Source organism: Mesotoga sp. UBA6090 (genome assembly GCF_002435945.1).
In the GTDB taxonomy this organism is placed as follows: Bacteria; Thermotogota; Thermotogae; order Petrotogales; family Kosmotogaceae; genus Mesotoga.
The window spans coordinates 77824-100324 of record NZ_DIXC01000042.1; the positions used below are offsets into that span (position 1 = coordinate 77824).

A 22501-nucleotide genomic window follows, 5' to 3' on the forward strand; every position below is an offset into this window, starting at 1 on the left:
AGGCCCCGGAGCCGGGGCCTTCCTTTTTTGGAGGTAGATTTCATGCGGCAAGTTACCTCTTCCATTTTGAGGAAAGAAAACAGTCTAGGTTGGAAATTGGTGTCGCCAACGGTGATTCTCTTGATGATACTAATACTGTATCCCGTTGCGTACAACATATACATTTCATTTTTCGACTACGGCATTACGAGTTCCACGTTTGTGGGACTGGAGAACTACATCAGAGTCTTCAAAGATGGTGCATTCTGGAAGTCGTTCTTAATAACAGTTGGGTTCACTCTCATAACGGTTTTTGGGAGCATATTGCTAGGCCTTGGAGTTGCCCTCATGCTGAACAAAGAGTTCAAGGGAAGAGCAATAGTAAGAACAATCATCTTGCTCCCATACATTACCCCTCTGATCTCGATTGTTTTCTCCTGGAAGTATATCTTTGATCCCAGCTATGGCCCTTTCATGCAGCTTTTTAGTCAGACTCTCGGATGGGTTTCCCCTCAACTTGATCTTCTTAACAACTCAAACAATGCATTCCTCGTTGCATCTATCTTCAACATTTGGCGTAACTTCCCCTTCGTCTACTTGATGCTTCTGTCAAGGCTTCAATCAATTCCTGAGGACTACTACGAGGCAGCGGAGATAGATGGAGCAACGGCATGGCAGAAGTTCACGAATATCACTCTTCCCGAGATCTTCTTCGTTATGGGAGCTGTAGCTCTTATGAGGGGAATCTGGAACTTCTACAAGTTTGACGAGGTATATTTGATAAGCAAAAGGGCCGGTACTCTTCCGATATTCATTTATGAAAGGGTAATAGGCACAACTTCACCTGAGTATGGCATTGCGGCTGCAATCGCAACCATTCTCATGGTTATCATGTTCGGATTGATAACCGCATATGTCAAGAAGGTGTTGAAATGGTAAAGAAAGAGACACCTTTCAGAAGAATAATGTTTGCTCTTGGAATTCTCACAATCTGTTTCTTTATTCTAATTCCCTTCTATTTCATGGTTCATGTATCTCTTAAAGCAGACTACGATCCAAATAAGCTAACATTTTCCGATTTCACAATAAGGAACTATCTGGAGATATTTGGGCTCATTCAGAGCAGTGAAACGGAGTTTTTCGGTGACGAGATAATACGAGCGAATCTGGAACCTGTTTTGAAGAGAATAGATGAGTTGGAGAAAAGAACAGCCTCTCTCGAAGCATACACTCAATATGTTCATGAAGTTCAGCTGAAGGCTAAGGAGAAAGAACTCAGAGAGATCGTAGAGCTCGTGATTGAGTTCAGCGGACTTGAGGTCGAAAATAGGGAAGAGTTTATTGAGAACTCCCTAATTCCCGGCACAGAAGAGGCCAAGACCATTGAAGAGAATATGAAATCAATATTCAGTGCGAACGATTTGAAGCGATTTACAGATCTGAGAACTGAGGTTGAAAACGCGCTTACAGAGGAATCACTGATTTCCGGTCTCGAAAACGCAAAGGCTCAGCTAAAATCTTACGAAGATCAAAAAACTAAAATTCTAGAAGAAAGGGCAAGCGAATTCCCCTTTTTGAAGTATCTGAGAAACTCTCTGGCTTTTGCGGGAACTTCCGCCTTGATAAGTCTCTTCGTTGCGATTCTGGGGGCTTACGCCTTTTCAAGACTTAGATTCAAGGGAAGAGGAGCAGTCCAGCGATCGGTTCTTTTCGTGTATCTGTTCGGTGGCACCGTAATAATGGTCCCGCTTTATCAGATGGCGGTGAAACTCGGAATCCTTTCCTCGCCTCTGGGGACTGGAATGTATTTGATTATGGTCTATGTGATTCAGACACTTCCAGTCTCCCTTTACATGCTGGGAAATTACTTCAGAACAATACCGTTTTCAATTGAGGAAGCCGCAATCATTGATGGGTGTTCCAGAGTGCAGGCGATCTTCAAGATTGTTATTCCGCTCTCTCTTCCAGCGATTGTCACAGTTTATATCTATGCCTTTATGATTGGATGGAACGAATACTTGTTTGCATCTGCCTTCCTTGGTCTAAAATCCTATAAGGATCTCTTCACTCTTCCAATCGGGTTGAACGCGTTTTCCGGTTCGGCTCATGCGGTTTGGGGAAGGCTGATGGCGGCTTCAGTAGTTTCGGCTATCCCAATCATAATTATCTTCAGTCTTATGCAGAAGTATCTGACAAGCGGATTCACTGCTGGAGGTGTCAAAGAATAGGAGGTGGAAACATGCCGGGACTGAATCACAAATCATATGACATTGTGGTCGGAATACCTAGTTATAACAACTCGAATACCATCAAATACGTTGTCGAGACGGCAGCAAAAGGTCTTGGTCAGTTTTTCCCATCGTTAAGAGGCTGTATCATCAACTCAGACGGAGGATCGATGGACAATACAGAAGAAGTTTTCTATTCGGCTTCCAGTAATGGAACGGATCTGTTGTCTTTCAGATATCGGGGGATCTCCGGAAAGGGAAGCGCAATGAGATCGATAATGGAGAAAGCCCTTACTCTCGATGCTCAGTCTGTTGTATTTCTCGACTCGGATTTAAGAAGTGTAGAACCTTTTTGGATAGATAGACTTGCCCGTCCGATCTTTGAAAAGAACGCCGCGTACGTTACCCCTTACTATATTCGACACAAGTATGACGGAACGATAACCAACAGCATATGCTACCCTCTCACAACGGCCCTTTACGGAAAGAAGATAAGACAACCTATTGGAGGAGATTTCGGTGTAGGCAGAGAAATGCTTGACTATTACGTCTCCATATCTGAGGAGACTTGGAAATCCGACGTTTCCAGGTTTGGAATCGATATCTGGATGACCACTTCTGCAATCATTGAGGCAAGAGGGAGTATATACCAGGCAGCTTTAGGTACGAAAATTCATGACGTGAAGGATCCAGGCAAGCAGCTTGGAAATATGTTCAGAGAAGTCGTTGGCACTTTGTTTTCCCTTATGCAGAGGTATGAAGATTTCTGGAGAGCGGTGACAGTTTACTCTGAATCGCCAATCTATGGTGAAGTGGCAGCTGGAGTTCCAGAATCGGTAGAAGTCGATTTGGGGAATATGATTCTCAAGTGTTATGAGGGCATTAAAGAGCAAGAGGGATTTATTAAGGAGATCCTTGGATCGGAAATTTCTCACGAGCTGTTCCTTCTTGGAAAAGCCAATGCGATGATTGATGATGATCTATGGGTTAGAATCATATACAGGATTGCTTCAAGATACAGAAATGTTGCACTTAGGAAGAGACTAATAGAGTTGCTCGTTCCTCTTTATTTTGGGAGAGTTGCGAGTTTTGTTTCGAGAACGGGGGAAATGACTCAAGAGGATGCCGAAAAGGAAACCGACAGACTCCTTGAGAAGTTTGTGAACGCAAAGGATGAGTTGATATCGATATGGGAGAAGAGTTCAGAATAACAGAGAAACTCAAAGCGATGATAAAGGGATTGAATCCGGCTGAGAAGAAGGCCGCGAAGTACATTATCGATTTTCCGGATGATGTGATTCACCACTCAATTAGCGAGCTTTCGGTGCTCGCCGGGACCAGTGAGACCACTATTTTCAGGTTATCGAAAAAGCTGGGTTTCAACGGCTACCAGGCTTTCAAAATCCAGCTGGCAAGAGAGCTTTCGAGTGAAACTCCATCGATTTCTGCTGACAAGAACAAGTTGATTTCAGATCTTATTGAAGCACTGAATCAGCAGAATCATCTAATAGACGAAGTCCAGCTTGACAGAATCGCAAGTCGAATTGTGAAGGCGAGCAGACTTATATTCTTCGGAGTGGCTTCTAGCGGAATAGTGGCAGAATTTGGAGCCACGCTCTTCATGAGGGCGGGCTTTTCGACAGCTTTCTATACTGATCCTCATCTACAAATAATGACGGCCGTTTCTTTGGACAAAGGCGACATTGTTTTTGGGATTTCTGCTAGCGGAAATATCAGAGATACGGTGAAGTCAATCGAAGTAGCCTCTGATTCTGGAGCATATACTGTAGCCATTACAGGTGGTATCGGATCAAGAATCGTCAGTGTTTCTACGGAGACGGTCTATGTCGCCCAGGGAGGGCATGAGACTGGAATACCACTTCTTCAACCAAGAGTATGCCAGCTTGCTGTGATTCAACTTTTGCTCGAGAAGTCGATAAAGCTTCGAAACGGAACAATGCAGACTCTGGAAAAAGTGGATAGAACACTTGACAAGAAGAGATACATCTGAGGTTATAGGGAGTGTCGTCTTGCAGTAGGTGAAGAATCGGTTTATGCAGATTAAGAATTTCGGGTATCATAAGGAGATCTGAATTGGGCAGCAGGCACTAGGTGTCTTGTACGAGCTGTCGAAGAGACTGCTTTTCAGGAATCTGTGGAGTTCTGCGCAAAAGCAAACCCCTTTTTGAAAACGGCGAGACAAGACTCTACCACGTCGGCATGATAAAGAGATCCACTGTTCTTCACGATTTCATCAAGAGCAAACTTCACTCCGTGCGTGGCTCTGTAGGGTCTATAAAAGCTCATTGCCGAAACTACCTCTGAGACTGCAAGAATACATCCTTCAAGACTTATTTCCGAGCCAGTCAAACCATTGGGATATCCCGAGCCGTCCATTCTTTCGTGATGTTGAAGAATCGCATTTGAAACTTTGCCTGGAAATGGAACGCCTTTGGTGAGTTCGAATCCGGTTCTTGGATGCTCTTGAAGAAGCTTCCACTCAAAACTTTGGAGAGGGCCGGGCCTGCTAATCATATCAAGAAACAGGGAAATCATGCCAATATCGTGAATCTTTCCGGCCATTTCTATACAGGCTTTTGTAAAGGTGTCAAGACCCATTTTATCGGCTATAGACACCGCAAGCCTTGAGACATTATCCTCATGAGCTTCCACATAGATGCTCTTGATTTTAAACATCTGCAGCAGTGAATCGGCGGTCCCCCTGCAGATATCAAGACGGCTTGCAATATCGAACTCTATAGCTCTATCAGGAGCGCTGTAGTAATCGTCATTCATTGAAAACTCCCCCATTCGAAGAACATATGGATGAAGCCTAGAGATCTCAAGAACATTCTTTCGGTCCATTCTTGCTGTATCGTATAGACAGGTTGCTACCAATGGGAACTCTTCGACGAGGTCATCCACGGATGCTTCGTACTCAAGAAGCCTTTCAAGGCTTGCTCCCGATTCGAGGATCGGAGTGCCTATTCCTGCTACGCAGAGGCCTTCAAATCCTTCTTTTAGAGCATTCAACACTGCCTTTTCAAGGAACATGATAGACTCATTTGGATCGAAAGTCCCCTGTCTTAGGAACGATTGAGTTGTTTCGGTAAGTTGCAGCGACTTTGCTTCTAGCAACTCATCGATACTGCTTTCTCTGTCAAGAAGGATTTTCTTCAAAATTGTGAATTCCGATTCGGTCCCTAAATATAGGATCTTGACGTTATTCGACAAACCTTCGCTCAAAATGGAGTCAAGTGCAATTCTGAAGGCTTCATTGTTGTTATATAAAGCAATACTGTGTGATCCAAATTTCATGAGCAACAACTCCGAAAAAGAGTTCGAATTTGGTTTGAATGAACACTTTCTTCAAATTATAGCATGTGCAAAATCCGTCTAAGCAACACTTGTTTGAGAAAATTGCCGAGAGACCTTCTGCGAGCAGTCTTAGTCGGTTGTACGTGGAAGATCAGACATCTTGAAGTCTTGAAGATGATACGCTTACATGTTCTTGGGGAAAGTAATGGTTACAGTTGTTCCCATCATATATCTTGACCTGACGTCTATCGTTCCATTTATTAGATTTAGAGCGTGCTTAACGAGAGACAGTCCCAGCCCTAATCCAGAAGATCCCGAAGTTCTTGCATTGCTTCCTCTGTAGAATCTTTCGAAGATTCTCGGTAGTTCTTCACTTTTAATACCTATTCCGTTGTCTTTCACGGAGATGTATATTCTGGATTCGACTTCCCTAGAGACGATTTCAACTGTGTCGCCAACACTTGAGTACTTAACCGCATTCGAAATCAGGTTCGATATCACTCTGAAGAGAAGAAGCGAATCTACGGCGGCGTAAGTATCCGGTGATACAGATGTGATGATCTCGAGTCTCTTCCGATTCCATTTGGCTTCAAGGTCGCCTATGGCTTCATCTACAAGCTCTCTTAGATTCACTGTTTCGACTTTTACTCTGTAGTTCTGCAGTTCGAGGTTAGATAGTATACCAAGCTCTTCGACAAGTCTTGAAAGTCTTCCTGTTGATCTGGATATTCTATAGATTGTCTCAGAGACATCGGTGGGCAGTTCACTGTTCCTGTCCATAAGTAGCTGCACGTAGCCGTTTATGACTGCTAGCGGTGTTGAGAATTCATGAACGATTGAATTGACGAAATCCATCTTGGCATTCTCGAACAGCTTCTCGCTTGTGATGTTTCTGACAATGATGTATGGAGGAGAGACCTTTATTCTTAAGTAGTGAGTGATCTCGTCTCTTACGAAAACAGTATCGGTACTATGATGAAGCCCTGAGATGAGACTATCGACGATCTTCGAAATACCTTGAACATGAAGAGCGTCCGGGAGAGCCAGCCCTTCAATTTCGCCCAGCATCTTTTTCGCAGATGAGTTTACGTATGATACCACAAGGCCCTCATCGACTATCATAATCCCCTCGCTGAGCTCATCGAGCAACAATTTGTTCACTTCAGGTCTCCAAGAACAAACTTGTAGCCAACGCCTCTCACTGTTTTTATAAAATCTTCTCCAACCTTCTCCCTCAATTTGCTTATATGAACATCCACCGTTCTGAAATCGCCGAAGAAATCCATTCCCCAAACCTTGTCCAGTAACTCTTCGCGAGTGAAGACTCTTCCGGGGTTTTCCGCGAGCAGTTTCAACAATTCAAATTCTCTTCTTGTCAGCTCTTCTGACTTCCCATTCTTAGTTACTGTGTACGATTTGAGGTTAACTACGGCGTCACCTATCGTAAGTTTATCTTCCAGAGTACCGGATATCTCTGTTCTTCTCATGACAGCCTTGATTCTTGCCACAAGAGCCCTTGGATTGAAGGGTTTTGTGACGTAATCATCTGCGCCAAGTTCAAGCCCAAGAATCATGTCAAGGTCGGACTTTCTTGCGGTCAAAAATATTATCGGAATTCTCGAATAGATTGTTCGAATCTTCTTCACGAGATCGAGACCATTTGCGTCAGGCAGCATGATATCAAGTAATATCACGTCGGGCTTCTCTGAACGCAGGGATGACCATAACTCTTCTGCATTTGCGGCAGTTGAAGTCTGCATCGATTCATTCTCACATGCAGTTCTGACAATATTCAGGATATCGAGATCGTCATCAACAATCAATACTTTCAACGTCGCATTTCCTCCTTGAGGCTCTCGCCCTTTTCTATGTAATAGATCTCTTCTGCAATGTTAGTCGCATGATCGCCGGCTCTTTCAAGAAATCTTGACACTAGCAGCAGGTCAAGAAGCTGGCCAATTGCGCCAGAGTCAGACATGCTTATCAACTTGTCTCTCACTTCTCTCTTGATATACAGATAGTATTCGTCAACCTTACTGTCTTCATTCCACACTCTCTTGGCGGTTTCCGTATCCTTGTTGTAATAAGCAGCAATTACCTCTTCCAACATCTTTTCGACAACCGCTGTCATCTTCTTAATATGTATAAGTGGTTTGACGAGAGTCTGATTCTCATACCTGACTGCGACTTCAGCAATGTTTACGGCGAGGTCGCCGATTCTTTCTAGATCAGTTGCCAGCTTCATCATTGTAAGAACATACCTTAAATCCTCGGCAAGGGGTTGAAATCGTCCGATATAGTTGCATATTTCTGTATCCATTTCTCTTTGAAGCTTGTCAATCACTTCATCATTTTCAATGACTACTCTTGCGAGGTCGCCATCTAATCGATCAAGAGAGTCTATCGCTTTCAAAAGACTCGATCTCACGTTCTCCATCATATCTGACAACATAGATTTCAATCTGTTAAAGCCTGCTTCCAGATGCCTCTGCCTTTCTGGTGTCATTTCAACCAACCCCCGTTAACTGAAGATTCCTCTCAGGTACTCGCTTGTTCTTTGATCTCTAGGGTTAGAGGTTATCTTCTCGGTAGTGTCAAACTCAACGAGATCACCCACGTAGAAGAACATCACATAATCCGAGATCCTCAGTGCCTGCTGTAGATTATGGGTTACTATAATAATAGTATACTTTTCCGAGAGCTCTTCTATTAACGTTTCTATTCTCTGTGTAGCAATTGGATCAAGAGCACTCGTAGGCTCATCGAGAAGCAGAACATCCGGTTCAACGGACAGAGCCCTCGCTATGCAAAGTCTTTGTTGTTGACCTCCCGATAGATTTGTTGCGTTTTTCTTCAGCTCATCTTTGACTTCATCCCATAGGGCTGCCTGCTTTAGTGACTTTTCGGTTATCTCCCTAAGTGTCTTGCGGTTCTTGATTCCATGAATTCTTGGCCCGTAAGTGACGTTTTCCTGGATCGTTTTCGGAAATGGGTTTGGCTTCTGAAAGACCATTCCCACGTGTTTTCTTAGAATGACCGGGTCCATATCGAGAATCTCGTTGCCGAGAAGTTTTACTGATCCCGTATGTCTGTAGGAAGGTATCAGATCATTCATGCGGTTTAGAACTCTAAGAAAGGTAGATTTTCCGCAACCGGAAGGGCCCACAACCGCTGTTACCTTCTTTTTTGGGATTTCACAGGTCACGTCCTTAAGTGCATGTTTATCACCATAATACACGTTGAGCTTTTCTATTTTGAAAATTGGTTCGTCCATTTCACTCCTCCAGTTTCTTCGATTCTATTCTCCTTCTGATTGCGACGCTGACGAACAAAGTTATGACGATTATCAGCAGAACGGAAATACTTCCCTCAAGCTTCGGAGTCACATTCTCGGGATAGATTGCCGAAAGCACGAAAATGTGTGTCGGCAATGACATAGCCGGCTCGAAGAGACCTGAAGGGTTTCTAGTAATATAGAATGCGGCCCCTGTAAACAGCAAAGGAGCCGTCTCCCCAATTATTCTTCCTACAGCTATCATGACTCCAGTTAGTATCCTCGAGAAGGAGGCTGAAACAACGATTCTGAAAGTTGTCTCAGCCTTATTCGCACCAAGTGCCATCGATGCTTCTCTGTAAGATTTCGGAACTGCAGCCAGGCTTTCATGGGTATTTGAAATGATGTAGGGAAGTGACATTATTCCTAAAGTAAGACCCCCCGAGATGATTGAGGTTCCGAATCCAAAAGTGATCGAAAAAAGCGACAGGCCAAACATTCCAAAAACAACCGAAGGAATTCCTGCAAGAATGTTGTTAGCAGTTAAAACTAGACGCTGAAAGCGATTCTCTTTGCTGTACTCACTCAAATAGACGGCTGAAAGAATACCAACCGGCACCGAAAAGAGCAGTGCTATCGATAGAAAATAAAACGTCCCCAGTATTGAAGGCCAGATTCCTCCTTCCGTCATCGAATTTTTCGGGAAGGAGACCAGAAATTCCAGGCTAATGTCATCAAGTCCATTTACAACAAGGAAGCCAATTATAGCTAGTATAACTGCAACCAGTGTGTACGATATAATTCCGAAAATCAATTTGGTTATTCTGTCGATCAGCATCTTCTCATTCCCCTCTTAAGACGCATTGCTATAACTGTGAAGATCAGGGAAATCCCTAAAAGAACAACCCCAATCATGAAGAGAGCGTAATAATGAGTGCTTCCAAGTTCAACTTCTCCCATTTCACCGGCGATTGCTGCGGTTAGAGGTCTAACTGGATCAAAGATCGACTGGGGAATCATGGAAGCGCCGCCTGCGACCATCAGAACAACCATTGTTTCTCCAATTATTCTATTTGTTCCAAGTATGATCGCATTTAGGATCCCGCTTCTAGCTTGTGGAACAATAATACGGAATACGGTTGAAGTTGTGTTAGCTCCCAGTGCTAATGAAGCCTCTTTTTGATCCACAGGAACAGCTTTCAATGCATCTTCGATAAGAGTTACGAAATATGGCATAGCAAGTATAGAGAGCATCAGAGAAGCGTTGAAAATATTCAGTCCCGTCCACACTTTCATCGGGAAGAACTCCATTAACCACCTTGAGACATACTTGAGGCCGAAACTTCCAAGTACCACAGATGGAATTCCTGCCATGAGTTCAAATATGAGTTTTAGAAAGTCGTGAGCCTTCCTGTGGCTGAACTCGGCAAGAAATGTGGCCGAAACAAATCCCAACGGGATAGATATTGCTAAGGTCAACCCTGTTACAGCCAGAGTGCCTGATAACAGAGCGAGGATGCCATATTCGGCATCCTCGTAAGTTGGGTACCAGCGAGCGCTGAAAAAGAACTCCTCGAATGATATCTTTCCGAAAACTCTTACCCCATCTGATATGAGAAAGAAGAATATTCCGAAAAGAATTGCTGATGTAATCAAAGCTGCAGTCGTTACCAGTACTCTCGACGAAAGATCAAGTCTCCTTCTTCTCAACTCGCCTCATCCAATCTATTTCGTTCCGTAAGCGTTTACATAACCCACACTTAGAACAGCTGCCTGCCCTTCCGGTGATAGTGCATATCTCAGGAATTCACCAATAACTCCTGTGGGGAGTCCATTGGTTGCATCGACGAACATGAACAATGGTCTCGATATCGGGTATGATCCTGCATTCACGTTTGCTACAGTGGGTTCAACGCCTTCAACTGTCAGGGCCTTAACCTCTTCCGTGATGTATCCCATTCCAATGTAGCCGATAGCATACTGATTCTGCATAACCTGCTCAACTTCGGCTCTTGTTGACGCCAGCTGTTGAACCTGAGGAGCGAATTTCTCACCCTTCATTACGTGTTCGACGAAGTACTCGAATGTACCAGATGCATTGTCTCTTGACAGAGGAACAATTCTAGCCTTTGGCAGAGAAGAGTCAATCTGATTCCACGAAGTTATCTTTCCCGAGTAGATATCAAAAAGCTGTTGAATGGTTATGTTGCTAATCCCGAGGGACTCGTTTACGATAATCGCTATCCCGTCATAGGCGACAACATATGGTATGAAGTACTTTCCATCACTGTTCATCTGTTCAATTTCCGAGGCCTTGATCCATCTACTGGAATTTGCAATGTCGGTCTGTCCGTTGAATAAGGCCTTGATACCCGTCGAAGACCCGGCGCCTTCGATAGATATCTCAACATCAGGGTTCATTGCCTTGAAACCTTCTGCCCAGAGCTGCGCAACTGGATAGACAGTGTTGGAGCCTTTAATGACCAGTGTAGAACCTAACATAGTGCCAGCCAGTAACAGGATTACGATAAGTACACCAAAATTCTTCATACACACACCTCCTGAATTTATTTCCACGATTAGTTTATACATGGAGGGTGTTATTGGCAGATTATTTGAGTTTGCTAAAAGTTCAGCTTTTTGGCATTCTGATCAGAAGAAGATTACAGACGACTGGTGAAGGCCGGCATGAAAATGCTGAAGTATTCAGTAAATGATGAGCACATAAAATCCTTATTGAGAGAGGATTCTATAGGATGAAAATGAATATTTCCCGAAGATCAAGTATTTTAAATTCGATGAACTGCTATAAAGATCAGTTAATTATGTTTTGGAATATAGAAACTGTCCAGAATAAGGCCCTCCGGGGTTTTTGAATAGCCGTACAGACCTTCTAGAGTATAGTTGAACAACATATAGTGAAAGGCTTTTGCGGAAGCGACTAGACTCTCGCCCCGGGTGATATCGTAAAGCGGAGCACCGCCGCCAGCCGTAATAACATAGGTTACGCCGTTTCTCTCAATTCTCTGATAGCCATGATCATGGCCGCTAAGAACAAGATCGACGTTGTAGTCTTCGAAGACAGGAACCAGGTATTCCTTTAGATACAGATGGTCTCCATGAGAGCCGTAACTGTACGGAGGGTGGTGTAAGCAAACTACTATATGTGCAGGATCTTCTTCTTCCGCCTCCTCCAGCTGTGTTAGAAGCCAAACGTATTGCTGTGAATACTTATCGAAGGCTTCATTTGTGTTCAAAAATATGAAGAAGATATCACCGTACCATAGGCTATAATATCTTTCATTTCCTGGGAAAGCAAAGAATTTCAAATAGTTTATGGCTTCAGACTCGTGGTTTCCAATAACACTGTAGAGTACACTGTCAGATAATATTTCGGTGACTTCGAAAAAGTTTATCCATTCTTCAATAGCATCGTCGGTCGAGACGATATCACCCGTGTGGATTACTAGAGGAACGTTTTCACTAGCTATTCCATTGACTATCTCAGAGTGAACGACATAGTTGTTTCTGCTATCCCCGTAAGCAGCAAAACTGAATGGTGTGTTTCTGTTAGGTGCGGTTGTCAGTATCCCGTTGCCTTTGTAAATGACTTCTCCATCCTTTTCACTCTTAACAGTGTAAGCATAGCCCATTCCAGGAAGGAGTCCAGATACCCGGAATCTGTGAAGAGTCACTTCCTCATCTGAATGAATAGATTCATTGGAGCCATCGTAGACTATTAAATAAGAAGTGGAGGGTTCTTCGGTGAACCAGCTTACGGTAACTCCATCGCGCGAAATATCGTTCAAATAGACTGAAAAAACCTGACCAATTATCAGAAGAAACAGAAGAAGCATGTATTTTTTCAACGCGCTCATCTCCTTTATGGTGTCGTTGGATCTGCGAATAAATGGACACATAATGATTATAACGGAAAAAGAATCTTGATTCTTATTGAGGGGGTTTTTGAAATCTCGTCCATTGATGGATGACAAGATACATGAGAAGTGTTGGAATAGCTTTTAGCGGTCAAAATAACGGTGTTCAACTGCGTTATGATATAATCTCAGAGCGGAGGTGAGTGATATGGAATTATACAGTAGTGAGAGTGAACCGCCACTTTGATTTGATTCGCCCGTTGAGACCTCCTTCTAAGTGACAAAAGAAAGATGAAGTACTTAAAAAGGGGGGACCGATGTGCGCGAGATTTTGATTTCCGAGAATGGAAGAATGAATACAATAGATTCACCAGTAGAAGGCTGCTGGATCAATGTTGTATCGCCAGATAGTGGAGACATCGCTTTTCTTAAGAGTTTAGAAATCGACGAGGATTTTGTGTACGATGCTTTAGATCAGGAAGAAAGGGCAAGATTCGAGCAGGATGAGGATTTAATCTACGTGATTACCAAACTGCCATATTTAGATACTGCAGACGAAACCGTTCCATACAAAACGACGACTCTCGGAATTGCAATGAAATCCGGTTATTTTGTCACGATAAGCGGTTCGGAAAACGCAATTGTATCGGACATAGTCGAAGGACGGGTTAAGGATATTTCCACAAAGAAACGAAACCGCTTTCTTCTTAGAATTTTTGACAGAGCAACTGTTTATTACCTGAGGTATCTCAAGGAAATCAGGAGACTGTCAAATGAGATCGAGTCCGAACTACACAGATCTACCAGGAATCAAGAACTTGTGGCGATGTTGAATCTCGAAAAATCTTTAGTTTTCTTCACGACATCTCTTAGATCAAACGAGCTAATGTTTGAGAAGCTCAAGAGAGCAAACATACTGACGCTCTATGAAGAAGATGAAGAGCTATTTGAAGACATCTCTATCGAGAATAGACAGGCTATAGAGATGGCGAACATTTATAGCGACATTTTGACAGGAATGATGGATGCCTTTGCTTCTGTGATCTCCAATAATCTCAACGTAGTTATGAAGATATTAACGATAGTGACGCTCTCTCTTCAGATTCCGACGCTGGTAGCGTCGATCTATGGAATGAATGTTAAACTCCCCTTTATGGAGAGCAGTACGATTTTCTACTGGTCTATGGGTTTGTCGGGACTTGCTGCCTTCCTGGTTGGTTTTGTACTATTCAAGATAAGATGGTTCAAGTAGTAGAATGAAGTGATCCTAGGGAAAAAATCTGAACTAGCGAAGCCGCCAAAAGAACAGGGGGGATGAATATTACTGGAATAAAGGCCCCCACAAATGCGTAAGAGAGCGCAATGCCTGTTGAAATAAGGAGCGTGACTTTCTTTCTATTTCCTGAGAGTTTGAATATCTTGTCGTAGTAATGGTCCCTATCGCCTGCGAAAGGTGATTTCTTTGCAATAGATCTTCTCAAGAAGCCCACAAATAGGTCAAGAACTACGGGCCAGCAAATAGCGGCAATTCGAACGAAGTTCTGACTTCCCCAAGACTGTATGAGTAACGTTCCCACGAATGTTCCAGCGATGTATGATCCCTGGTCCCCCATAAAAAGCCTTGCGGGAGGAAAATTAAAGATCAAGTATCCGGCATAAACGCCAGCAACTGCAAGAGACATAAGAGGTACAAACCCCGTGAAGAAAGCGAACACTCCAAAAACAATCATATTAGTTGAGCATATGCCGTCAAGTCCATCCACCATATTATAGGCGTTAACCGTTCCTGCAAAGATGATGGAGAGTATTATCGAATCAACTGTCGAAAAACCGTAGATTATGAATGCCACGGCGAATCCGACTAGGACTTCCACTGTCAGTCTGATCTTTGGTGATATGCTTCTTATGTCGTCCGCAAAGCCTAGAGCCCACATGATGATTATTGCGGGGAAGAATTCAGGACTCTGAATTAGCCAAGGAACAAGCGCAAGGAGAATCGCAGTTCCACCCACATAGCTAATCGGTTTTTCGTGGGGCTTTAGAGTACCCGAAGGCCTGTCTACTAGATCTAGTTCTAAGCCAACCCTCCGAAAAAGGAAACATAGTACGGCTGAAAGAACTAAAGCGTAGACAAAAGCCATCATCAGTTGTACTCCAAAGCCTTTTCAATAGTGTGAGCAACGAACTGCTGTTCTTCTTCAGACAGATTATTGAAGAAAGGGATAGCAACCGTTCTTCTTGCAAGCTCTTCAGTTACAGGAAACATGCCATTCTTGAATCCGAACTTTGTCATATAAAAGGGTTGAAGATGGATAGGTCTGAAATAGTCTCTGCACTGAACGCCATTGTCAATAAGGTGTCTCATGAAGTTATCTCTCTCTATCTTTTCATCAAGCCTTATGACATATACGAACCAGCCGATACTTGTAGCATAATCTGCCACAAAGGGAGTCTCTACTCCATCAATCTTTGAAAGCAATTTCTCGTATCTGTCGGCCACTCTCTGCCGCTTTGCCAGAATTTCATCAATCCTTTTCAGCTGCTCTATACCCAGTGCTGCCGACATCTCGTCCATCCGATAATTGTAGCCCAACCTCACATGTTCAAGCCAATTCTCTGATGCGCCTCTTCCCTGATTTCTCATGCTTTTCGATAATTCGGCAATTTTGCTGTCGTCAGTAACAATTATTCCGCCTTCTCCAGTTGTGATTTGCTTGTTTGGATAGAATGCAAATGCACCTGCGAGACCGAAAGTACCGGTTCTCCGCCCCATAAAGGAGCTTCCCAGCGCCTCACAAGAATCCTCTACGATTTTTACGCCATGTCTATTACAGACACCTTCTATCCCGTCCCATTCAAGGGGGTGACCAAAAATATCGACAGCCATGAAAACATCAGGAATGAAGGGTCTTAACTTGATTTGACCTGTATTCAGACCGTTTTTCGAGTAATAACCTAGAGCGTCTTCCAACGTCTCTGGAGAGATGTTGTATGTTGCCTCGTCAATATCTGCGAAAACAGGAACGGCACCTTCGTATATTGCAACATTGGCTGAAGACACAAAAGTGAATGAACTTGTGATTACCGTCTGGCCCTGTTTCAAGTTGAGAGATCGAACAATGAGATGAAGGGCGCTGGTCCCGCTGTTAACTGCAACCGCATGTTCGACCCCGATATATTCTGCGAATCTTTCTTCAAACTCTGCAACTTTAGGGCCGATAGATAAGATTCCACTACTCATGAGATCGGTAACAGCGGTGATTTCCTTTTCAGTCACGTCGGGTTTGGAAAGGGGAATGAACATTACTTCACCTCCTGGGGAGATTTAGAAAAGAGAGAGAGTAGAAGACCTAGCATAAATGACCACAGCGCAGCCAAACCAACCTGAAAGTCCTTCGGCAATACGAATGTAAGTGTGTGGGCCGGTATCCAGAACCACACCAAAGACAACAGAGCCTTGTCAAGGTTCTTCCAATTCCTGATCTGAAGAACAAGATTATCAAGCAACCTATGGAAAATGACTAAGAAAACTCCAAATTGAAGATTCATTGATAGAGAACGAGTGATTGCATTTAGGAGTACGTTTTCTAAAAAGACTCGTGGCAGGATTCTGTTTATCACTAAAGAAGATACGAATCCTTCGTAACCGATGAACGCAATTTTTATGAAGATCGCCAGGAAAGCCCATTCTAGTGCCTTCAAAACCATTAGGGAAAAAGAGAAGTTTGCCTTAGAACCTGCAATCTTTACACTGACACAATCGCCTAGAGTGCCGAGAATCGAGAACTGAATCATTGCAGAAATAAAGGGAAAGTCCCTGCCGAATTCAACATACCATCTCATCGAAAATCACACCCGGCACTTATTTTAACTGTGGCATCGTCAACTATTTCGGCCGTTATTTTGTTCAGCTCTTCAAAATCGTTGTTATCAACGGCTACCCTAAGGCGACTGGCTATCGAAAGTAAGGTCTTTTCATCCATTGCTTCCTTTGTCTTGAGGCGGAAAATCTTTGGATGCTTCGTCTGAATAAATTCTTCGTTTGAAAGGACAAGTTCCTCGAATAATTTCTCGCCTGGTCGAACTCCTGTGTACTTTATTTCTATTTCTTGCTGGGGCACGTATCCTGCCAGTGTGATCATCTCGTTTGCAAGAGAAGAGATCTTGACGGGTTCTCCCATATCTAGCACGAAAACATCTCCTCCTCCGGAGTAAGCTCCTGCCTGAAGCACAAGCGATACAGCTTCTGGGATAGTCATAAAGTATCTAGTCATTCTGGGATCAGTCACTGTAACAGGACCGCCCGACTGAATTTGTTTCTTGAAAAGAGGAATCACGCTCCCACGGCTCCCCAAAACATTTCCGAATCTCACTATACCGAATTTCGTTTTGCTCCTTGATGAAATCGATCTAACGAACTCTTCGGCGATTCTTTTCGAAACTCCCATAACCGAACTTGGCTTCACTGCCTTATCAGTTGAGATAACGACCATAGTTTTAACGCCGAATTCGCTCGCCAAACCTGCAATGTTGTAAGTGCCAAGTGAATTCACCCGGAATGCCTCGGTCGGATTTTCCTCCATCAGAGGTACATGTTTGTGAGCGGCGGCGTGGAAGACAACTTCGGGTTTCATCGTCTCAAAGATATACCTCATTCTTGATGAATCGGCGACATCACAGATCAGTTGACATAGGTCGAGATCAGGGAACAATGAGCCTATCTCTCGCCTTATCTCATAGATGCTGTTTTCTCCCTTTCCAGCTAGCAGGAGTCTCCTGGGTTCGAGAGGAGCTATCTGACGACACAATTCGCTCCCAATGCTTCCTCCGGCGCCGGTTATTAGCACGGTTCTTCCAACTATGTAGTCCTTGAGTGAACCCAAATCTATTTGAACGGTCTCCCTTCCAAGGAGGTCTTCAATGTTTATCTCTCTCAAATATCCCAGTTTGGCCTTGCCGTCCATTATCTCTGTTATGCTTGGTAGAGTCTGGACTTTCACTTTTTCCACATCAATTCTCGAAAAGATTCTCCTCAGAGTGGCGGCATCGGCAGAGGGGATCGCGATAATTATCTTTCCGACTCCCATCTTGTCAACCAAATCCATGATTTCATTTGTATTGCCGAGTACGGGAATTCCGCGAATTCTCTTTCGAAGCTTTCGAGGCGAGTCATCTATGAAACCAACAACAAATCCATGTTCAGGATGACGGGACAATTCCTCGGCTATAGAAGTTCCGGCGTCACCGGCTCCCACTATTAAGACTCTCTCTGCGGAAGAGACAATCTGATGGTTCCTACTCAGGATACTCAGCCAGACAATTCTTGACCATATTATGAGAAATACCGAGATGATAGCTGCCATAGTAGATACTGTGAAGGGCACTGTAAGAAACTTCACGTTGAACAGATTTAGAAGTCTTCCCGCAGTAAATCCGACCGCATAACCAACTGCAACTGCCCTAAGTATAATGAAATAATCTCTGAAGTAACTGTAACTCCAGGCGATTCTGTATACTCCATTTAGAATAAGAGAAGCGACAATAAAAATGCTGAAATATATTCCGTTAACGAAAAACTGAGGCTCATCCAGAGTGAAGATACCGTATCTGAAGTACATACCTAATACGTATGCAAAATATACTATCGCCGAATCAAGAATCAGGAGCATTAGGTTTCTTCTGAAGCTGGATAGTTCGCTAAGTTTTGTCAAACTCCTCACCTCATGGAGATTCTAGCACACAAGGTGCTATGTTAGAAGCTTAGCAGCTTTCTGAGGCTGTTTTGGACCAGTTTTTCAAGATCAGTTCACAATGAATCTATTATCTTGATTGGCGACACTAATAGCAGCCTCGGCAGATTTCTCCTTATCCTTTATTTCGAGCATTATGTCGAAATCATAAGGACGACTCTTCATCAAGAAAGAGTTGAAATGGTCCAGATCGATAGTCTGGGCATGCCTCCCTTTTCGCCCCTCTTTTTCTTGAGTGCTGTAGTCAACAATCGGGATGCTGTCTTCTTCAGTCCATGTTGACCGGGACAAGTCAATGGAATCAGAGAAAGTTATTCCCCCATCAAGAATCGAATGATGGAAGACATCAAGAAGTACTGGGATGTTTGTCACATAATGAATTGACAGGCGGTCTGAAAGTGAGTAAAGTCTCTCATCATTCTCTATTACCAGCCTAACCCTTATGTTGCTGGACAGTACTCTGTACTCATCAATGAATCTGCTGACAGCCACCTTTTTCTCTCCGTACACTCCCCCTACATGAATCTGGATTTTCGCACTTCTGTCCAGATTCATAAGGTTTAAGACCTTGGCATGATACTCAAGCTCTACGATGCTGTTATCTACAACCTCCCGCTTAGGGGAATTGAGCAAGACGAACTGATCAGGATGCATCGACACTCTCATGTTGTATCCTCTTATCTTCTTCCCGATATTTTCAAAGTCACTCCTGAAGAATTCTGCCCAATCTGTCTTGCAGATTGGGTGGGAAGCCAATGGAACCAAATCCGAGGTAATCCTGAAGAAGAGAATACTTTTTTGTTTTGTTGTAATCGATTATTTTCTCAAGACATGCAAGATTAGCCGCAACGGTTTCGATCAGTCTTCTTTCGCTGTAGGATGCTAATCTGAAGGTTCTTGCCGAGCTGCAGTCAAGAGTCGTGTTTATGCAAGGATACCCAATTTTCATACGTGACCTCCTCATATATGTATTTTAGCCGAGTCTTGGAGGAAGAATGTATAATTGGTTGGATATCGATTGAGAGGTGAGATTCGTTGAGGGTTAAAAAGCAGCAATCTTTCCCAACTATTAGAGTAGCCATTGTTGCCTTTTTTGGACTTTCGGTTTTTCTTCTTGTTTTTTGCTTTTTTCAGTCTGGGAAGGTGAAGAGTCTTGAAACAAGAATAGCCAACCTTGAAAGGCATCAAGCTGCACTTGAGCTGGAACTTAGTGCAGTTACGGGTGTTCAGCGAACGATGGGAGTAAATCTCTATTACTACAACGAGCTTCTCGACAGACTTATGAATGGCGAAGTCCTATGCGATACTGAAGCTGTAATACCTGTTGGGCGAACGATCCCTAATTCCCAGTCGCCCATTAACGATGTTATACGGTTGCTAATAAGAGGAGAGTTGACAAAGGCCGAGGAAGATCTAGGATTCAGAACAGAATTTCCCGGGAGGGAACTTCAGTTTCTCGGGGCGAGACTTGAAGGCGGGGTTCTTTTTCTGAAATTCTCCGACCCATCGGGATTTACTTCGGGTGGATCATGCAGAGTCAATCTCTTGCGAGCTCAGATAGAAAAAACTGCTCTCCAGTTTGAAATGGTTGAGAGCGTTGTGTTTGAACCAGAAAGTATTTTCCAGCCGTAATGCTTGACTTGGTCCCTTGAAAAGGCAGTTTACTTCATGGTAATGTGCAAGGCAATTGACTTTAACAAATATCCGTGATATAATGTATATTAAGACATCCGAAATGGATGTCTTTTTTCTTAGTCAGAGTCGAGCTTGTGCTTCTTGCTTACTCAGAGAAAGATCAAGACTATCAGGGCCGCACTTAGAATGTCTGCGATACCAAGTTCATAAATTTCCCATTTAGCGAGTCCAGTCAAATATTGAAATTCACTAATTTACCTAATCCATTTTGGAATAGAAGCTATTTGAGAAGCAGTGAATTTCTCTTTCTTGCCGAAAGTTATCCAGACTCTTCCTGGATCTTTTGCCTCAATCTCAATGGAATACAAGCCATCTTTTGTGAGGGCCGAGTCATGTCTGGCGTAGAGATATGAGTAAGTGTCTCCAAAAAACTCGTACATTATCTCGGGTTCGATGCTCTCCAGCATGAAGCTTTCGTTCACATTTCCGTCGGGATCATATACAGTAAGCTCAGGTCGAAAACCCTTAGTACTTTCCATGCCCTTAATTTCCTTCGGAACTCCGAAAAGCATATGAAGTTGCATCCCGATTGAGCCCTCAAACGTGATCACAATTCTTTCCCCTTCTGAGAGAATGTAGTAGAAGACCTGAGACAAATCTATGTCTCTTACAAGGATGCACCATTCACAAAGTCGTCAGACGGTAGAAATGTTGGGATGAGAGCGAACGTCGAAGCCGCAAAGATTATTATCATGAGAAGAAGATAACCGACTTTTTCATCAAAGGCCCCCTAATTGGAATCAATATAAATTAGCCTATCAGTTAGATGGGCTTTTTTGATCTTTTGAAGATACTAGAAACTGCACTGAAGTGAAGTAACAGCAGTGCTCAGCAAAAAATAAAGGATGCTTTTCCTTCTAAATGGCGCTACAGGACAGTTCTTCTAAGGTTCGAAATCATCCGGGAAGATTCGAGATCTACTTATTCCGATAGTACGAAAGTTGATCACTCACAAATACTGAAGTTACAAGTGTCATTGTGTACAGCCAATTAGTCACTGGATCAGCTAGAATACTCTCTCAAAGGAGAGTATCTCAAGAGAGTAATCTCTCTCGTACGATCTCATTGCTCTGGAATCCATTTCGATCTCTCCGACCTGATTGTCAAATGGATCGGATCTGTAGAATTTCTTCGCTGGTATCAGCGGCGACATGAAAGCAGAATTCGAAATCATTCTGAATGCGTCTAGGTTGCCAAAATAGAACTCCTTGTAGGCCGGAATGTCTTTCCTGGAGCCCCCAAATGAGCAGTCCACAGGTATCCAGCCAAAGGGCTCTAGCCAGATCAGGGCCCAATCGTGAGGACTTGCCCCCTTGGGAGCTGCAAACCATCCAGACTGCCATCTTGCCGGAATGCCCTTAATTCTGCAAAGCGTTATGAATAAGAGGGCTTTCACTCCACAGTCTCCTCTAAGGTTAATGGCGGCGAATTCAGAGAGGTTTGGATAAAGCGCATATTCGCTCATGAAAGTATACTTGACGTTTTCGCATATCCAGTTGTAGAAACTCTTTGCTATGAAATAGGCATTAGTTTCACCCCCGGCAATCTCCTTTGCCAGAGCTTTCATTAGGGGCGAAAAGACAATATGTGGAGCCTTTTCGCCTAAATAGCTTTGAAATCTCTTGCGGTCGGGTTCGGTACATTCATAGGGATTAATTGAAGATGAGATTTCTGAAATCTCATATTCGAAATTGACACTGAACAATGTGTCATGCTTTGAATCTGCTTCCATATACACGGTTCTTTGGGGATAGGCATCTGGAGACAAGAAACAGCTGTGGCTTGTCCTGATAATTTTGGTTGAAGATACTTGATCACCAATTCTGGACACCGGAAGCCAGCAGCGAAAGGAACTATCCTCAGAGCTTCGGACTGCGATCGACGACCTTGCATTGATTTTATACTTAGCGGGTCGTCTGTCGCTTATTAGCCTGTCTATCTCTCTGTGAAGAGAGGCTCTGGTTTCTTCCCTGTCAGTATCTTTCTTTTTCAATCTGTTTTCGTATTCGTGCATTACAAAGAGAAGGTTTTTGTCGAATCTTCTTTCGAAACGTTCTTCACCATCGAAGACAATTGAGTCAAGCTTCTTCTCATCACTCAGGGAATCAAACTCCTCTCTTGAGAAGTCTACGAAAATGTCTGAGAGAACATCAAAAGCCTTCTCTGATGTGTACGGGTAATTGTCTTTAAGCCTGAGAATTCTCTCTTTCTCCCACAAGAGTCTTTTTTCCACTAATGAGGGAAGATAGTCTCCGAGTTGATGCTCAATCTCCTCTAAAGCGCCCTTGTAGTCTCCAGTTGATTCGAAATAGCTAATCCTTTCCGGAAGCTGTGCTGCCAGAAACTCCATGTCTACCCCTCCCATGCCCATTCTAATCT

General features: G+C 43.5%; 23 protein-coding genes. 6 read left to right on the plus strand and 17 right to left on the minus strand.

The window, feature by feature from the left end; translation table 11 throughout:
* Positions 1-42: 42 nt before the first annotated feature.
* The 4 genes from B3K42_RS06455 to B3K42_RS06470 are packed head-to-tail and all read left to right on the plus strand — an operon-like array spanning position 43 to position 4218.
* A complete protein-coding gene (locus B3K42_RS06455; RefSeq protein ID WP_110990778.1) occupies positions 43-918 on the plus strand; it encodes a carbohydrate ABC transporter permease in 876 nt (291 codons plus the stop codon).
* Positions 912-2207: a carbohydrate ABC transporter permease gene (locus B3K42_RS06460; RefSeq protein WP_110990779.1), complete on the plus strand. Its 1296-nt coding sequence runs from the start codon at positions 912-914 to the stop codon at positions 2205-2207. Before B3K42_RS06455 ends, B3K42_RS06460 begins: the two co-directional genes overlap by 7 nt.
* 11 nt (positions 2208-2218) lie before the next feature.
* Positions 2219-3418 carry a glycosyltransferase gene (locus B3K42_RS06465; protein ID WP_110990780.1) on the plus strand — a complete coding sequence of 400 codons (1200 nt, stop codon included), beginning with the start codon at positions 2219-2221 and terminating at the stop codon, positions 3416-3418.
* Positions 3397-4218 (plus strand): MurR/RpiR family transcriptional regulator, encoded by an 822-nt coding sequence (locus tag B3K42_RS06470; RefSeq protein WP_110990781.1) that lies wholly within the window; start codon positions 3397-3399, stop codon positions 4216-4218. The genes B3K42_RS06465 and B3K42_RS06470 overlap by 22 nt, the downstream gene beginning before the upstream one ends.
* Positions 4219-4352: 134 nt before the next feature.
* Here the strand turns inward: B3K42_RS06470 and B3K42_RS06475 are convergent, their stop codons facing one another.
* The 9 genes from B3K42_RS06475 to B3K42_RS06515 all read right to left on the minus strand — a co-directional run bounded on the left by B3K42_RS06475 (position 4353) and on the right by B3K42_RS06515 (position 12668).
* Positions 4353-5525, minus strand: a complete 1173-nt coding sequence (locus B3K42_RS06475) for an MEDS domain-containing protein (protein ID WP_110990782.1) — start codon at positions 5523-5525, stop codon at positions 4353-4355.
* 183 nt (positions 5526-5708) lie between these two features.
* Positions 5709-6686 carry a sensor histidine kinase gene (locus B3K42_RS06480; RefSeq protein WP_110990783.1) on the minus strand — a complete coding sequence of 326 codons (978 nt, stop codon included), beginning with the start codon at positions 6684-6686 and terminating at the stop codon, positions 5709-5711.
* Positions 6683-7357: a response regulator transcription factor gene (locus tag B3K42_RS06485; protein WP_110990784.1), complete on the minus strand. Its 675-nt coding sequence runs from the start codon at positions 7355-7357 to the stop codon at positions 6683-6685. Before B3K42_RS06485 ends, B3K42_RS06480 begins: the two co-directional genes overlap by 4 nt.
* Positions 7354-8031, minus strand: a complete 678-nt coding sequence (phoU, locus tag B3K42_RS06490; RefSeq protein ID WP_110990785.1) for a phosphate signaling complex protein PhoU — start codon at positions 8029-8031, stop codon at positions 7354-7356. The genes B3K42_RS06485 and phoU overlap by 4 nt, the downstream gene beginning before the upstream one ends.
* Positions 8032-8046: 15 nt before the next feature.
* The gene (pstB, locus tag B3K42_RS06495; RefSeq protein ID WP_110990786.1) at positions 8047-8799 is read right to left on the minus strand and encodes a phosphate ABC transporter ATP-binding protein PstB; all 753 of its coding nucleotides are present in this window, start codon (positions 8797-8799) and stop codon (positions 8047-8049) included.
* A 1-nt stretch (position 8800) separates the two neighbouring features.
* Positions 8801-9637, minus strand: coding sequence for a phosphate ABC transporter permease PstA (pstA, locus tag B3K42_RS06500; protein WP_110990787.1), 837 nt, complete (start codon positions 9635-9637; stop codon positions 8801-8803).
* Complete coding sequence (gene pstC, locus B3K42_RS06505) at positions 9631-10509, minus strand: phosphate ABC transporter permease subunit PstC (protein WP_110990788.1); 879 nt, start codon at positions 10507-10509, stop codon at positions 9631-9633. The genes pstA and pstC overlap by 7 nt, the downstream gene beginning before the upstream one ends.
* 15 nt (positions 10510-10524) lie before the next feature.
* Positions 10525-11349: a PstS family phosphate ABC transporter substrate-binding protein gene (locus B3K42_RS06510; protein ID WP_110990789.1), complete on the minus strand. Its 825-nt coding sequence runs from the start codon at positions 11347-11349 to the stop codon at positions 10525-10527.
* Between the two features lie 269 nt (positions 11350-11618).
* On the minus strand, positions 11619-12668 hold the full coding sequence (locus tag B3K42_RS06515) for a metallophosphoesterase (protein ID WP_110990790.1): 1050 nt from the start codon (positions 12666-12668) through the stop codon (positions 11619-11621).
* Positions 12669-12996: 328 nt separating this feature from the next.
* On the opposite strand from B3K42_RS06515, the gene B3K42_RS06520 reads away from it, so the two are divergent.
* Positions 12997-13929 (plus strand): magnesium transporter CorA family protein, encoded by a 933-nt coding sequence (locus B3K42_RS06520; protein ID WP_006488037.1) that lies wholly within the window; start codon positions 12997-12999, stop codon positions 13927-13929.
* On the opposite strand, the gene B3K42_RS06525 is transcribed toward B3K42_RS06520, so the two are convergent.
* The 6 genes from B3K42_RS06525 to B3K42_RS06550 form a co-directional block, all read right to left on the minus strand.
* Positions 13922-14821: a glycosyltransferase family 4 protein gene (locus tag B3K42_RS06525; RefSeq protein WP_110990791.1), complete on the minus strand. Its 900-nt coding sequence runs from the start codon at positions 14819-14821 to the stop codon at positions 13922-13924. The genes B3K42_RS06520 and B3K42_RS06525 overlap by 8 nt on opposite strands.
* Positions 14821-15981, minus strand: coding sequence for a DegT/DnrJ/EryC1/StrS family aminotransferase (locus B3K42_RS06530; RefSeq protein WP_110990792.1), 1161 nt, complete (start codon positions 15979-15981; stop codon positions 14821-14823). Before B3K42_RS06530 ends, B3K42_RS06525 begins: the two co-directional genes overlap by 1 nt.
* Positions 15981-16520 carry a hypothetical protein gene (locus tag B3K42_RS06535; protein ID WP_110990793.1) on the minus strand — a complete coding sequence of 180 codons (540 nt, stop codon included), beginning with the start codon at positions 16518-16520 and terminating at the stop codon, positions 15981-15983. The genes B3K42_RS06530 and B3K42_RS06535 overlap by 1 nt, the downstream gene beginning before the upstream one ends.
* Positions 16517-18388 carry a nucleoside-diphosphate sugar epimerase/dehydratase gene (locus tag B3K42_RS06540; RefSeq protein WP_110990794.1) on the minus strand — a complete coding sequence of 624 codons (1872 nt, stop codon included), beginning with the start codon at positions 18386-18388 and terminating at the stop codon, positions 16517-16519. Before B3K42_RS06540 ends, B3K42_RS06535 begins: the two co-directional genes overlap by 4 nt.
* A 90-nt stretch (positions 18389-18478) precedes the next feature.
* The gene (gene uvsE / locus B3K42_RS06545) at positions 18479-19192 is read right to left on the minus strand and encodes a UV DNA damage repair endonuclease UvsE (protein WP_309146834.1); all 714 of its coding nucleotides are present in this window, start codon (positions 19190-19192) and stop codon (positions 18479-18481) included.
* A complete protein-coding gene (locus tag B3K42_RS06550) occupies positions 19131-19376 on the minus strand; it encodes a hypothetical protein (RefSeq protein ID WP_258367348.1) in 246 nt (81 codons plus the stop codon). Before B3K42_RS06550 ends, uvsE begins: the two co-directional genes overlap by 62 nt.
* A gap of 86 nt (positions 19377-19462) precedes the next feature.
* On the opposite strand from B3K42_RS06550, the gene B3K42_RS06555 reads away from it, so the two are divergent.
* Complete coding sequence (locus B3K42_RS06555) at positions 19463-20059, plus strand: GerMN domain-containing protein (protein ID WP_110990795.1); 597 nt, start codon at positions 19463-19465, stop codon at positions 20057-20059.
* A 257-nt stretch (positions 20060-20316) separates the two neighbouring features.
* Here B3K42_RS06555 and B3K42_RS06560 read toward each other — a convergent pair whose 3' ends face one another.
* Both B3K42_RS06560 and B3K42_RS06565 read right to left on the minus strand, forming a co-directional pair.
* Entirely contained in the window at positions 20317-20634 is a 318-nt protein-coding gene (locus tag B3K42_RS06560) for a hypothetical protein (RefSeq protein WP_258367349.1), read from the minus strand.
* A 494-nt stretch (positions 20635-21128) separates the two neighbouring features.
* On the minus strand, positions 21129-22472 hold the full coding sequence (locus tag B3K42_RS06565; RefSeq protein ID WP_110990796.1) for a transglutaminase-like domain-containing protein: 1344 nt from the start codon (positions 22470-22472) through the stop codon (positions 21129-21131).
* Positions 22473-22501 lie beyond the last annotated feature (29 nt).

What these genes read in the sequence shown, in the direction of transcription:
- B3K42_RS06455 (WP_110990778.1), top strand. Translation starts at nt 43, where the DNA reads ATGCGGCAAGTTACCTCTTCCATTTTGAGGAAAGAAAACAGTCTAGGT.
- B3K42_RS06460 (WP_110990779.1), top strand. Translation starts at nt 912, where the DNA reads ATGGTAAAGAAAGAGACACCTTTCAGAAGAATAATGTTTGCTCTTGGA.
- B3K42_RS06465 (WP_110990780.1), top strand. Translation starts at nt 2,219, where the DNA reads ATGCCGGGACTGAATCACAAATCATATGACATTGTGGTCGGAATACCT.
- B3K42_RS06470 (WP_110990781.1), top strand. Translation starts at nt 3,397, where the DNA reads ATGGGAGAAGAGTTCAGAATAACAGAGAAACTCAAAGCGATGATAAAG.
- B3K42_RS06475 (WP_110990782.1), bottom strand. Translation starts at nt 5,525, where the DNA reads ATGAAATTTGGATCACACAGTATTGCTTTATATAACAACAATGAAGCC.
- phoU (WP_110990785.1), bottom strand. Translation starts at nt 8,031, where the DNA reads ATGACACCAGAAAGGCAGAGGCATCTGGAAGCAGGCTTTAACAGATTG.
- pstB (WP_110990786.1), bottom strand. Translation starts at nt 8,799, where the DNA reads ATGGACGAACCAATTTTCAAAATAGAAAAGCTCAACGTGTATTATGGT.
- pstA (WP_110990787.1), bottom strand. Translation starts at nt 9,637, where the DNA reads ATGCTGATCGACAGAATAACCAAATTGATTTTCGGAATTATATCGTAC.
- B3K42_RS06510 (WP_110990789.1), bottom strand. Translation starts at nt 11,349, where the DNA reads ATGAAGAATTTTGGTGTACTTATCGTAATCCTGTTACTGGCTGGCACT.
- B3K42_RS06525 (WP_110990791.1), bottom strand. Translation starts at nt 14,821, where the DNA reads ATGATGGCTTTTGTCTACGCTTTAGTTCTTTCAGCCGTACTATGTTTC.
- B3K42_RS06530 (WP_110990792.1), bottom strand. Translation starts at nt 15,981, where the DNA reads ATGTTCATTCCCCTTTCCAAACCCGACGTGACTGAAAAGGAAATCACC.
- B3K42_RS06535 (WP_110990793.1), bottom strand. Translation starts at nt 16,520, where the DNA reads ATGAGATGGTATGTTGAATTCGGCAGGGACTTTCCCTTTATTTCTGCA.
- B3K42_RS06550 (WP_258367348.1), bottom strand. Translation starts at nt 19,376, where the DNA reads ATGAAAATTGGGTATCCTTGCATAAACACGACTCTTGACTGCAGCTCG.
- B3K42_RS06560 (WP_258367349.1), bottom strand. Translation starts at nt 20,634, where the DNA reads ATGCTTTTCGGAGTTCCGAAGGAAATTAAGGGCATGGAAAGTACTAAG.
- B3K42_RS06565 (WP_110990796.1), bottom strand. Translation starts at nt 22,472, where the DNA reads ATGGAGTTTCTGGCAGCACAGCTTCCGGAAAGGATTAGCTATTTCGAA.